This window comes from Mucilaginibacter conchicola, from assembly GCF_003432115.1.
Taxonomy (GTDB): Bacteria; Bacteroidota; Bacteroidia; order Sphingobacteriales; family Sphingobacteriaceae; genus Mucilaginibacter; species Mucilaginibacter conchicola.
In genome coordinates, this window is sequence record NZ_QWDC01000002.1 from 665,767 (window position 1) to 678,418 (window position 12,652).

The 12,652-nt window shown below is 45.8% G+C and carries 10 protein-coding genes; 2 read left to right on the forward strand and 8 right to left on the reverse strand.

Annotation, left to right across the window (positions count from 1 at the left end; all coding sequences use genetic code 11):
- Positions 1 to 6 precede the first annotated feature (6 nt).
- Both comJ and D0C36_RS12670 read left to right on the forward strand, forming a co-directional pair.
- Positions 7 to 570 carry a competence protein ComJ gene (comJ, locus tag D0C36_RS12665; RefSeq protein WP_117391996.1) on the forward strand — a complete coding sequence of 188 codons (564 nt, stop codon included), beginning with the start codon at positions 7 to 9 and terminating at the stop codon, positions 568 to 570.
- Between the two features lie 25 nt (positions 571 to 595).
- Positions 596 to 1,063, forward strand: coding sequence for a hypothetical protein (locus tag D0C36_RS12670; protein WP_117391997.1), 468 nt, complete (start codon positions 596 to 598; stop codon positions 1,061 to 1,063).
- 13 nt (positions 1,064 to 1,076) lie between these two features.
- Here D0C36_RS12670 and D0C36_RS12675 read toward each other — a convergent pair whose 3' ends face one another.
- The 8 genes from D0C36_RS12675 to kdpB form a co-directional block, all read right to left on the reverse strand.
- Positions 1,077 to 2,660 (reverse strand): Na+/H+ antiporter, encoded by a 1,584-nt coding sequence (locus D0C36_RS12675; RefSeq protein WP_117391998.1) that lies wholly within the window; start codon positions 2,658 to 2,660, stop codon positions 1,077 to 1,079.
- A gap of 70 nt (positions 2,661 to 2,730) precedes the next feature.
- On the reverse strand, positions 2,731 to 4,266 hold the full coding sequence (locus tag D0C36_RS12680) for a serine hydrolase domain-containing protein (protein WP_117391999.1): 1,536 nt from the start codon (positions 4,264 to 4,266) through the stop codon (positions 2,731 to 2,733).
- A 108-nt stretch (positions 4,267 to 4,374) separates the two neighbouring features.
- Positions 4,375 to 5,703: a S41 family peptidase gene (locus D0C36_RS12685; protein WP_117392000.1), complete on the reverse strand. Its 1,329-nt coding sequence runs from the start codon at positions 5,701 to 5,703 to the stop codon at positions 4,375 to 4,377.
- A gap of 102 nt (positions 5,704 to 5,805) precedes the next feature.
- A complete protein-coding gene (locus D0C36_RS12690) occupies positions 5,806 to 7,560 on the reverse strand; it encodes an ATP-binding protein (protein ID WP_117392001.1) in 1,755 nt (584 codons plus the stop codon).
- Positions 7,557 to 8,690, reverse strand: coding sequence for a sensor protein KdpD (locus D0C36_RS12695; RefSeq protein ID WP_117392002.1), 1,134 nt, complete (start codon positions 8,688 to 8,690; stop codon positions 7,557 to 7,559). The genes D0C36_RS12690 and D0C36_RS12695 overlap by 4 nt, the downstream gene beginning before the upstream one ends.
- 21 nt (positions 8,691 to 8,711) lie before the next feature.
- Complete coding sequence (locus D0C36_RS12700; RefSeq protein WP_117392003.1) at positions 8,712 to 9,788, reverse strand: porin; 1,077 nt, start codon at positions 9,786 to 9,788, stop codon at positions 8,712 to 8,714.
- Between the two features lie 117 nt (positions 9,789 to 9,905).
- On the reverse strand, positions 9,906 to 10,457 hold the full coding sequence (locus D0C36_RS12705; RefSeq protein ID WP_117392004.1) for a K(+)-transporting ATPase subunit C: 552 nt from the start codon (positions 10,455 to 10,457) through the stop codon (positions 9,906 to 9,908).
- Positions 10,458 to 10,529: 72 nt separating this feature from the next.
- Complete coding sequence (kdpB, locus tag D0C36_RS12710; RefSeq protein ID WP_117392005.1) at positions 10,530 to 12,623, reverse strand: potassium-transporting ATPase subunit KdpB; 2,094 nt, start codon at positions 12,621 to 12,623, stop codon at positions 10,530 to 10,532.
- Between the last annotated feature and the right edge of the window lie 29 nt (positions 12,624 to 12,652).

Here is a 12,652-nt window from a genome sequence, read left to right on the forward strand (position 1 = left end):
AACCTTATGATCAGTATCAACATAGCGGTATCTCATAACCAGATCGTCATCAGATCCATCCCACACGATCTGCAAATGGAGCAATGGAACGATACCAGCGTTGAGTTTGGCATGGTGTGGCACAAGAACTACCTCTCGCTCGACCCGTTGGTTGAAGGCGGCTTCGGTGCTTATTTCCTCATCGAAAGCTCATCAGAAATTAAAGAAGATAATAACGCGCAACGCTCTGCACTGATCCCCTTTGAGGTGACCGATGCAGATCAGCTTTGTATCAGTACCGTACCAGAAGCTGTTTACCTTTTCAGGGATGATAGCATAGATATTGAACACGAGCGAAAATGCGGAAACCACTACCCCCTTAATAGCGGTGCCGATCTTAACATAGAACCGGGTAAGTATAATATTCACTTCCAGGTTTGTGTGGGCATACCGCCGGGAGTAGGAATCGATGATGAAGAAGTATACTACCGCTTTAACTTCATCAAAACGGCTAACCCGGAGTTTAAGGCGCTGATAGCCGATGATTACGGATGGGATACATCAACTCAATTGCCGATACTTAACACCTAAAATAAATCAACCTAACCACAACCTTATGAACACTATACAGGACTTTGATGATAAGTTCAGCACCCTTTTTACCGGCATGGTAGAGATAGCTTTTGAGTTTGTAAACCGTAACGATGATGAGGTAGAAGCTATCTATATTTTCAGCTCTTTAGAAATGGGCTGTTTCTACAATGTATTTTACCGCATAAACGGCACCGTAGTCAACATCAACAAAATAAACGCAGTTTCTACCGAGCAATATGATTTGGCACCCACCCGTATGATGGACTTGCTACATGCAGGCAATGGCATGCTGGCCGAAATGGAAACGCTGTTTAAAGACCACAACCGTGAAGTGCCTAAAAGCATGAAAATGATTTACGAACCGCAAACCGGCCATTTTAACAACAAAATGGGATATGAGGATCTTTATAAAAACGACCCTGTTAAAACAGCGGCAAGCGTTTTCGACGGTTGGTTTGATGATGTAAAGTCGCAATACACACCGGTATAAAACAACTGATAAATTAAATTATCTTCAATCGTTCTTCTTCCAAATCTATCTGGTATAGTTGTACGCGGATAAGCTCCTCATCTATTTTTGGGTCTTTATTCAGTTCGGCAAGGTATTGGCGCTGGCTTTCCAATAGTTCTACAAAAATTGCTTTTGTTTTCACATTAGAAAAAGTGTCCTCGGTACTACTTGTTCTCTCTTCCCATATCTTTAGCATTTTTTCAATCCCGGCATGGCCATGAAACTCGCCATCATGCTTTTCCTTAAGAAATTTGTAGATATGCTGTTTTAAGCCCTTCTTCATTTCCTGCCGCGCATGTTCGCTGGCTTCTTCGCTCATTAAACCGTTAAACACACCAGAGTATTTGATAAATAGCGGCAATGTAAGCCCCTGCACCACCAGGGTAAGCAATATGGCCACAAAAGTGATGAACAGGATAAGGTTACGCTGCGGAAACTCGGCCCCGCTATCCAGTGTTACCGGGATAGCCAGCGCTGCCGCCAATGACACTACTCCCCGCATACCCGACCAGCCCAGTATCAGCGGCAATTTTAATAACCTCGACCTGCTGCCGGCCCTTGGCGCCACGCCCGGCCTGAAGATATAAGTAGCCAGCATAGCACAGTACGAACTGATAATGCGGGCACCTATCAGCACCGCTGTAACAATAGCGCCGTAGCCTATAGCTGTACTTAACGGCGTGCCGTGGGCGCGCAGGCCCTCAACAATCTCCGGCAGGTCTAACCCTATAATGAGGAAAACAATACCATTTAATATGAACACAAAGCTTTCCCAAACACTGAAAGCCTGTATACGGCTGCTGCTGTTTAAGAACTGTAACCTACGGGTTGACATGAACAGCCCCCCGGTTACTACGGCCAGCACGCCCGAGCAATGCGCCTGCTCTGCCAGCCAGTACATAAAATATGGTTCGATAAGTGTAAAGGCAATGTTTGATGAGGTATCCATTTTTAAGCCTTTGTGCATTTTTACAAATACCCAACCCAGCAACAGGCCAATACCAACACCGCCCACAACCATCCACACAAAACTGGTGGCTGCTTCCTGCCATATAAACTGCCCGGTGCCCACCGTTACCAATGCAAAGCGAAAAATGATCAGCGATGAGGCATCGTTAAGCAAACTCTCGCCCTCTAAAATGGCCGATGTGGTTTTAGGGATTTTAACAAACTTGGTTATAGCAGCAGTGCTCACTGCATCGGGCGGGGCAACTATGCCGCCCAACAAAAAGCCCAGTGGCAGGGTAAAGCCGGGGATATAGTGGTTAACTATCAACGCTACCGAAAGCGCCGTAAAAAACACTACCAAAAACGCAAAGCTGGTAATAATGCGCCACCACTTTTTTAACTCTTTAAATGATGCCGACCATGCCGCCTCAAACAGTATAGGCGGCATAAAGATGAAGAAGATCAGATCAGGGTCTATTTTTACAGGTGGCAGGCCGGGCACAAAACTTACTACCAGGCCCGCCACAACCAATAATATTGGGTAGGCTATTTTGAGTTTGCCGGCCCACATCTCCAGCAAAACAACAGCGGCAACCATTAAGAGTAAGAAAGGTAGTATAGTGTGCATCGGCTTTTATTTAAGCCCAATAGGGGCAATGTGCCACTAAATTAAATAAAATTTGTTTGCCCAATCAACATCAAAGGCTCATTCCCTTCAATACTGTTTCCTTTCCCTTCTCAAAACTGTTATACTGGCGTATGGTTACTTTGTTGTTATCAAACACACAAGTAAACCTTTCGGTATGCGGGCTTTCTATGTAGCGCAAAGTTAGTTGCAGTGTATGGTCGTCTTCCCAGTTGTAAGTGCCTGCAACTTTGGCCGGGAACAACATGGTCCTTATTTCGCGTGTAAAGGCCGTAAGCGATGGGCCGGGCTTGTTAGTTTTACCCAGGTGCCAGTCACCGTTATCAAAATCAAGTTTGTAGGTAGCGGTATCGCCTTTTATGGTTACCTGGCAGGTGCCGTTGGTATTACTAAAGCTGATGTTACTGAATTTTAAACTATTTGGCTCAAGCGAGTAAGTTTTATTATTGATGTTGCCGGCGAAAGATGCTTTGCTTTTTGCAAAGGCAGGTAAGGCCAGTTCTTTTATAGCTTTTTGCAACTGCGCGTTTGTAGCTTTATCAGCAGGTAATTTGCCTGATTTCATGGCTGGTAGCAAGTATTGCCAAACCAGGTTTATTTCTTCCTGCATATTTGCAGTTTCTGCCGTTACAGCAAGCACCGCATCCTGGTCGGGCATTACTATCATGTATTGGCCAAAGGCACCATCGCCACGATACGCATTGTTGCGGCAGCGCCACATTTGGTAGCAATAACCTTGCTCCCAATCGCTCGAGTCGCGTTTAGTCTGCGGCATATCCGGGTGTTGGATGATTTTTACACTGCTGGCTTCTTCTACCCAACCCACCGGTAATATTTGTTTGCCATTCCATTTACCTTTCTGTAAAAACAGTTGGGCAAATTTGGCCATATCCTCAGTTTTTAAACGCAAACCCCAGCCACCTGTGTTTATGCCTTTAATATCGGTTTCCCAATCCATCCCGCTGATACCCAACGGTGCAAACAATCTTGGTTTAAGATACTCCAACACCGTTTGCCCGGTAACCTTTTGCACAATAGCCGATAGCATATAAGTACCTACCGAATTGTAAAGAAAAACCGTGCCCGGCTTATGCACAATTGGCGCAGCTAAAAAGCCTTTTACCCAATTGCTGTCCAAACCAACACGAATAGGCTCAGGGTCTTGTCCATCGGCCATCATCAGTACATCTTTTACAGATAAGGCAGCCAGATTATCGCTCACTTTAGCTGGCAACTGATCGGGGAAAAAAGAGATCACTTTATCGCTTAACTTCAGCTTTTTCTCGCTAATGGCAAAACCAACGGCTGTGGCAGTAAAGCTTTTGCTGCACGAGTAAAGCGTATGGCGCAGTTCGGGTTTATATGGGTTCCACCATGCTTCGGCCACAACCTTACCGTGCCTCAGCAACATAAAGCTATGGAACTCGGTTTTGCCGGTACGCGTAGCATTTACAAAATTGAGTATACCTTTTGAATCTACCCCTTCGGCCTCGGGTAAACTATGAGGCAAATGCTGGGCGCTTAATGGCAATATAAAAGCGGCCTGCAAGGCAGCAAAACAAGCAACTGAACGTAAAAATGATGGCATGATGGTTTTGATTGATTTACTAATCTACATAAAATTAACCGCTTGTGTTTGTAGATGATAAACTTGCCGCCAACGCTCTATGTTAACAATGATCTGAACTGATTATTATTATTCTGCTTTATCCATCACCGCTTCGCGCCCGCCGAGGCCAATGGCTTTAAAAGATGAATACGTTCCGGTTGAGGATTTGATGAAAGTTAACTTGATGCCGTTCTCTACGCTGCTGTAAAAGGTATCAGCACCTGCAGGGTAGAGTTCGAAATCGTATTTCTTCTGCAGATCAGTACAGTTCAAGCGGCCATCTTTAACAGACAGGCTAAAACGCCTGCCGAAGGTGCCGGTGTAATTCTGCAATATTTGGGGGGCTAACACTACCTTTTTTGCGTCTGTTTTATCTTTAAGCCACTGGTATTTATGCTTCTCAGCGGCGTCGGTACTCTCCGCAATTACCTGTTGATACACCTTTGATAATATAACATCAATGGCCGAATCCTCGGGGCAAGGTATATCGGGTATTACACCGGTGCCTTCCCAATTAGTATGTGTATATGGGTTGTATGACCGCAAACACGGAATGCGTACCGACAAACCATAACCAACCGGTATAGTTTGAACCGGATGCGCACCGCCGCCCGTGGTATCGCCCACTATCTGCGCACGATGCACGCTTTGCATGCCATAAGCAAAATCCTCAGCGGCCGAATATGTTCTGCGGCTGGTGATGATGTAAATGGGCATATTTAAAGTAAAGTTTTTAACAGCTTCGGGGTCGGCCTCAATATGTGTAGTATCCTTACCCGAGCGATCTATCATGCCATTCATTTCGGTTTTTTTGTTGAAGAGATAGCACTCCAATAGGTTTACCGTACCGGGCATACCGCCGCCATTGTACCTTACATCAAAAATTAAAGCGCGGCTACGTTCCAGAAAATGTAAAGCGTTCTCCAACACCGGCCATACATCCCTGTTTGCTGTAAAGCCATCCAGTCTAAAGTAGCCTACATTGCCGGGTAGTATCTCTATCTTTTTAAGGTTGAAATTTTCTTCGTCGTTTGGCTTGGGCTGAGGCTCCGGCTTGGGATTAGCAGGTGCTTTGGTTACAGGGCCTTTAGGTACGGAGCCGTCAACTTGTACAGCCAGATGCCCGTCATAACAAACCTTGCGCATATCGTTGGTGATGATGACAGACAGATCATTAGGATCAGTGTATTTATTATAAGCACCGGCTTTTAATTGTGCGTGCAGATGATCGCTTATTTGTTTGCCTTTATCTATATAAACGTAAACTTGTTCAACACGGCTGCAAACGGTATCAACAATAGATCTAATCTGTTTAGAGGTAAGTGGATCTGATTTCAGTTTAACCGCAGATTGACCAAAAATATGAGTAGCCGTAAGTATTAACAGTGCGGCAAGGCCGATGACAGTTTTCTTCATTTAATAGTTTTAGGTGGATATATATTCCTTACCAAAACTAAATTAACTAATCAGCTCTATTGCGCTTTCCTTTTAACATACTTTAACAAAACAAACTGTCTATCAACCATTAACCGGCAAACTAAACGCAAAAGTACTGCCCTCGCCAATGGCGCTCTTGAGCCAGATCTTACCATTCTGTGCTTCAATAAAATCTTTGGAAATGGCCAAACCCAAGCCTGAGCCCGATTTGTTCTGCCCGTCTGTTGGTACCTGAAAATAGCGGTCGAACAGACGCTTCTGATATTTTTCTTCGATGCCTTTGCCGGTATCGGTTACGGAAAATTCTACGCCGTTACCTGTGCTTTTCACAGATACTGTAATTTTTGACCTCTCCGAACTATAGCGCAACGCGTTCGATAAAAAGTTGACCAGCACCCAGGCGGTTTTCTCCACATCGGCATTTACATCGGGCAGTCTGGCATCTTTTACTACCTCGATCTTAACGCCTTTTTGCTCTGCCTGAAAACTTACCGAGGCAATGGCATACTCTACGATCTGCTCTGGCTTTACGGGGATAAAGTTCAGTTGTATATTGCCGGTCTCTACCTGTGAAAGCTCCAACAATTCGCTGGTGATTTTCAAGAGACGTTCGCTATCGTCACTGATGTGCTCCAGCAGTTGTTGTTGCTCGGTATTTATCTTGCCTATGCGCTCATCCTTCATCAGCTTTAAGCTCATTTTAATGGATGAGATAGGCGTTTTCAGCTCGTGCGATATGGTAGCAATGAAATTGGTTTTGGCCTCGTCGCGCTCCTTAAACTCAGTGATGTTGCGTAGGATGTACACTTTGCCTGCCGATGTTTTGGCGATGTTTAATGGTCGTGAAGTATTGTTATCCATGTTAGGCACATTGATCTCACGTGCCTCTAACTGGAAGTAAGAATCTTTGCCATCAACCACAATTTTAAATGGCTTGCCTGCTTTGTTTTCGGCAGTTATCGATTTAAAAAGGTCATTATCCTTAGCGATCTCTGCAACGGTACCTGCTTTTAATTTATCGGTGTTGATGCTCAGAATGTTCTTTGCCGCGGTGTTGATGAACAGGATCTCCTGCTTCTCGTTGATACCGATAATAGCATCATGCATCTGCTCGATGATGGTCTCTATCCGTACCTTTTCAGACATGATCTTTGACAGGTTACTGTTCTCCCACTCGTTCAAACGTTCGGCCATTTCGTTGAAGGCTTTGCCTACCTCGGCAAACTCATCGTCTTTATCAAAATGGATGCGTTCTTTGTAATTTTTTGGCCCGATAGCTCGGATACCCGACAATAACCTGTTTAGCGGATCGATGATAAAACCGGGGAAGTTGACCGTAAACGTGAACAGGATAACAAAAGCCAGCAAGCTTGCAAAGCCGAGAATAGTAAGCGATTCATCAACAGATGTGCGTGCCATATCATTTTTGCGCACAATGGCTTTCATGTTGATGGCCTCAACCTGCCTCAGGTATTTGCGCACTTGGCGCTCAGATAGATTAGTGTTAACAATGACATTCGGTGTGGCCTGTAATAATTCGTACGTTTTGCGCAGACTGTCAGCAGCCTCACGTTCACCTTTTTCGGTAAGGTTATGTTCCTCTTTAACCAATGCCGAGTTGAATTTTGCAGAGAGCGATGCACTCAGCGGCAATTGGTTATCATCCAGAATACTGCGCATCTCGCGGCAATAGCTTAAACTTTCGTAGTTATCCTTAAGGATGCCTTTTGCGCTGTTTGAGATCTGGTTAATGTAATAAAGCGACGATGCGCCGAAAAACATCACCACCACAAACAAAAAGCCGAAGCCCAGGCGCAGTTTATTTTTTACTTTCATGATAGTATCACTAAATCAGTTTCGCGGGCTGCTATGTTCTTCAGCAGCTCATTAAATACCGTTGTTTTCAGGATCACCTGCCACAGGTTTAAATGCGGCTTGCCAATGCAAATGGTGGTGATATCCCGATCTTCGGCCACCTGCATTATGGTTTGGGTAATGCGGTCGCTTTTTAATTTGATCACCTCGGCACCCAACTCAATGGCCAGCTTAAAGTTATTGATCAAATGTCGTTGTTTATCCAGTTTTATGCGCTCCATACTTTCGCTGCTTTGCTGCACATACAAAACTATCCACGGCGAGCGATAATACGATGCCAGTCGCGCAGTTTTACGGATCACAATTTTGGCCGTCTCGGCATTGGTGGAGATACAGGCGAGGAAGCGCTCGGGCCTGAGTTTGATCTGCCTCGGTACTTCAATATCTATCTTCCGCTCCAGGTAATGCGCAACTTCTTTCAAAGCTATCTCGCGTAGCTGCAAGATCTTATCGTTCTGGAAAAAATTCTCCAGCGCGCGTTTTATTTTAGAGCTATCGTAGATCTTACCATCCTTTAGCCGGTCTATCAGTTCATCGGCCGTGAGGTCGATGTTTACAATCTCATCTGCACTTTCCAGTATTTTATCAGGGATGCGTTCGGTAATAGGGATGCCCGTGATCTGTTCAATTTCCTCGTTCAAACTTTCGAGGTGCTGAATGTTCACCGCGGTAATTACGCTGATGCCTGCCTCAAGGATATCGAACACATCCTGCCAGCGCTTGCCGTTTTTGCTGCCCTCGATATTGCTGTGGGCCAGCTCATCAACCACCACTACTTCTGGGTGATTATTAAGGATGGCCTGCAGGTCCATCTCTTCCAGTTCTTTGCCTTTGTAAAATATTTTACGGCGTTCGATAACACTGAGACCCGCCAGCAGGGCGTGGGTCTCAGCACGATTATGTGTTTCTACAAAACCTATCTGTACGCCTATGCCATTGCGTTTCAGCGCATGCGCTTCCTGCAGCATACGGTAGGTTTTGCCCACGCCGGCACTCATCCCAATATAAACTTTGAGCTTACCCCGGCGCGACTTCTTCACCAGATCAATAAAATCCTTTACCGAATTACCGTTGCTTGTTTCCTCTGGCATTTTCTGGCTGATGTTTATCTCTTAAAAAGATACGGCAAAACTTGCTGTAACCAACGGACTATGGTTGCTTAAACCGGTTTGTTTTACAAATATCTCGTCCTTACTATCATACACTTTTCCTTCAAGTCGGATCAGTGCATTTTTAATTGGCGCGTAATCTATGTTGAGTGAGTATCCCTTGGTATCAAACCCGTTGGTTGTCCCGGTGGCTATAAAAACACCGTTCTTATCCTGGTAATATTCAAACCTGCCGGCCAAAGCCCATTGAGCGGCAAACTGATAACGGGCAATAGCAACCGGCGAGATAATGTGGTTATAATCATCGCTTCCTTTAGCTTTCTGCTGCACCCCATAATCAAACCCGGCAGTGATCCCGAATTTATTGCTCAACTGAAATATGCCATAGAAGTTATGATAGATACGGCGCACGCGGACAGAATCCGCACCTTCCGCACCGAGGTAGTTACTGTAGTTCAGCGTGATGCTATTTGTTGGTTTATAGGTAACCTGCACACCACCGGCGGGGCTACTGTTACCATCCTGCCTGCTGATGCGTTGCCAGCCGTTAAGGTATAAACCCGTTAAAGTTAACTTACCATCATTGGTCGCGTAAGTCAACTTAGCACCCGATTCATAATAAGGGGTATTTTCTGATGCGATATTCCGGGTAAGTACCCAGCAATCTTTAGAGATGGCGCTTTCAAAACCAATGTGTGATGAGAAGGTACCGGCATCCAGCCACAAATTAGCCGATTTAGATAATTTGATGCCTGCATTGGCCTCAAACACATTTTTAAATACACCCTGTTCTGCAGCGAGGTTAGCGTTGGCGTAGGTACCAGCCATTAAAGCCAGGTTTGCGCGAATGTTGCCGTTATCATAATTGGCTTTTATAAAACCCAGGTTCAAATTCACCTCGTTATGGTGGTTGTGTGAATACACAAAGCCCGGGCGGGTGTTATTAGCCGGTTTATTAAAATCAAAGCCATAATATAGCTCGGCATAACCGCTAATGGTTAAGTTATTTTTCACGGTGTCCTGTGCAAACAATGAGGTTATGCAAAGGGAGAGGATATATGTTGATATGATTTTTTTCATGATGATATAGTTCAATAGTCACGTCATCCCGAACTTGTTTCGGGATCTCATTTGCTAAGCTTTTCACGCGACTCGGCTTGTGGGATGCTGAAACAAGTTCAGCATGACGTTAGGGGTTTACCTTAATTCATCTAAAGCCACATTCAGCTTCAGCACATTCACTTTTGCCGGGCCGAACATTGGCTCCTCGGTATGGCTTTTTACCAGGGCAGCAACTTTCTGCTCATCCAGTTTGCGGATGGCGGCCACACGCTTCACCTGTACGCGGGCAGCATCCGGCGAGATATCCGGATCCAAACCGCTACCTGATGCGGTTACCAGATCGGCAGGGATATCGCTGCGTTTAATGCCGGGGTTGTATTTCAACAGGGTATCAATACGGTTGCTAACCTCTTTCAGATAATCGGGGTTAGAAGGGCCTTTGTTGGAGCCCGCTGAACCGGCAGCATTGTAACCTACTGCCGACGGGCGGCTCCAGAAATATTTGGGCTGATCAAACTTTTGGCCTATAGCGGCATAGCCAACCACTTTACCATTTACAGAAATGGTTTCGCCACCGCCTTTGCCTTTTGACAGCTTGCTGGCGAAGGAGATAAATACAGGGTATATGATGCACAATAATGCAGTTAACACAAGGGTTAATCTGATGGATTGTATGAGCGTTTTCATTGCTTTTTAGATTTTATGTTTTAGAAATCCTACACCGTCGCGAGCTTTCAGCTCGTGACGGTGTAGGGGTAATTATATCATTACAGAGATTAATAAGTCAATTAATTTGATACCGATGAAAGGTGCCAACACGCCACCCAAGCCGTATATCAGCAGGTTACGGCGTAACAGGGCACTTGCGCCTATCGGCTTATAAGCCACGCCTTTTAAAGCCAGCGGTATCAGCATCGGGATGATGATAGCATTGAATATCACTGCCGACAGGATGGCGCTCTCCGGACTATGCAGGTGCATGATATTAATAGCCTGCAAAGCCGGTATAGATGCGATGAACAAGGCGGGCACAATGGCGAAGTATTTAGCCACATCGTTCGCGATAGAGAAAGTGGTCAACGTGCCGCGGGTGATCAACAATTGCTTGCCTATCTCCACGATCTCAATCAGTTTGGTAGGGTCGTTATCCAGGTCGACCATGTTGCCGGCTTCTTTAGCTGCCTGGGTGCCACTGTTCATGGCTACACCCACATCGGCCTGGGCAAGGGCGGGGGCATCGTTAGTACCGTCGCCCATCATGGCTACCAGTTTACCGGCGGCCTGCTCGGCTTTGATGTAGCGCATTTTATCTTCAGGTTTTGCTTCGGCTATAAAGTCGTCTACACCAGCCTTCTCAGCAATAAATTTTGCAGTGAGCGGGTTATCCCCGGTTACCATTACGGTTTTGATACCCATTTTGCGCAGGCGCTCAAAACGTTCGGCAATATCCGGCTTAATGATATCCTGCAGTTCTATCACACCCATCACCTCTTCGTTTTTGGCAACTACCAGCGGGGTACCACCTTTTGAGGAAATGGCTTTCACACGTTCTTCTATCTCATTATCAAACTTGTGTCCGGCATTGATCGCCATGTTTTTGATCGAGTCGAAAGCACCTTTGCGGATACGCGTACCATCTGGCGTATTGATACCGCTGGCACGGGTCTCAGCAGAGAATTTGATGAACTCAAATGCCTCACCCAAACCCTCTCCAAAGGAGAGGGCTTTATATTGATCAACCAGTTTATGGAGTTCTCTTTCAACCCCCTCTCCTTTGGAGAGGGTCGGGGAGAGGCTTAACTCTATAATAGACTTTCCTTCAGGTGTTTCATCAGCTAATGATGATAGCACGCAAGCTCTTACAAAATCATCCTGGGCAATGCCCGGAGCCGGCCAAAAGTGAGTGGCCTTGCGGTTACCGATGGTAATGGTGCCTGTTTTATCCAACAACAATACGTCGATATCGCCTGCAGTTTCAACTGCCTTGCCCGATTTGGTGATCACGTTGGCCCGCAACGCCCTGTCCATACCGGCTATACCAATGGCAGATAATAAACCGCCAATGGTTGTTGGGATCAGACATACAAACAGCGAGATGAGCGCAGCAATAGTGATGGTGGTATTAGCATAGGCTGCAAATGGTTGCAGGGTTACACACACAATAATGAACACCAGTGTAAAGCTTGCTAACAGGATAGTTAAGGCGATCTCGTTAGGTGTCTTTTGGCGCGATGCACCCTCTACCAGGGCAATCATCTTATCCAAAAAGCTCTCGCCAGGCTGGGTGGTTACCACCACCTTTATATTGTCTGACAGTACTTTTGTACCACCTGTTACCGATGATTTATCACCACCAGCCTCGCGGATAACAGGAGCGGATTCACCGGTAATGGCCGATTCGTCGATAGTAGCTAAACCCTCGATGATCTCGCCATCGGTAGGGATGGTATCGCCGGCCTCGCAAACAAACACATCTCCTTTAAGCAACTGGTTTGATGAGCGGGTGGTTACCGATCCATCCTCGAGCAGCACTTTTGCAGGTGTATCTTCGCGGGTTTTGCGAAGGCTGTCTGCCTGTGCCTTACCCCGCGCCTCGGCGATAGCCTCGGCAAAGTTGGCAAATAACAGGGTGAGCAGCAGGATGATAAATATGCTGCAGTTGTATGCAAACGAACCCTGGCTTGCATGTGTAAAGCTGTAAAAGGTTACATATAACATGATGAGCGTGCCAATCTCCACCGTGAACATCACGGGGTTGCGCATCATGGTTTTAGGGTTAAGTTTGATGAACGACTCCTTCAGCGCGGTTTGCACTAAAGCAGGTTCAAATAATTTATTAGATGAAGTTTTCATTTTAATTCTTTAGTCCCTCTCTTTTGGAG

Coding starts and splice junctions, on each gene's coding strand:
- D0C36_RS12685 (WP_117392000.1), bottom strand. CDS start 5,703: ATGAAGAAAACTGTCATCGGCCTTGCCGCACTGTTAATACTTACGGCT.
- D0C36_RS12705 (WP_117392004.1), bottom strand. CDS start 10,457: ATGAAAACGCTCATACAATCCATCAGATTAACCCTTGTGTTAACTGCA.
- comJ (WP_117391996.1), top strand. CDS start 7: ATGATCAGTATCAACATAGCGGTATCTCATAACCAGATCGTCATCAGA.
- kdpB (WP_117392005.1), bottom strand. CDS start 12,623: ATGAAAACTTCATCTAATAAATTATTTGAACCTGCTTTAGTGCAAACC.
- D0C36_RS12695 (WP_117392002.1), bottom strand. CDS start 8,690: ATGCCAGAGGAAACAAGCAACGGTAATTCGGTAAAGGATTTTATTGAT.
- D0C36_RS12670 (WP_117391997.1), top strand. CDS start 596: ATGAACACTATACAGGACTTTGATGATAAGTTCAGCACCCTTTTTACC.
- D0C36_RS12690 (WP_117392001.1), bottom strand. CDS start 7,560: ATGAAAGTAAAAAATAAACTGCGCCTGGGCTTCGGCTTTTTGTTTGTG.
- D0C36_RS12675 (WP_117391998.1), bottom strand. CDS start 2,660: ATGCACACTATACTACCTTTCTTACTCTTAATGGTTGCCGCTGTTGTT.
- D0C36_RS12680 (WP_117391999.1), bottom strand. CDS start 4,266: ATGCCATCATTTTTACGTTCAGTTGCTTGTTTTGCTGCCTTGCAGGCC.
- D0C36_RS12700 (WP_117392003.1), bottom strand. CDS start 9,788: ATGAAAAAAATCATATCAACATATATCCTCTCCCTTTGCATAACCTCA.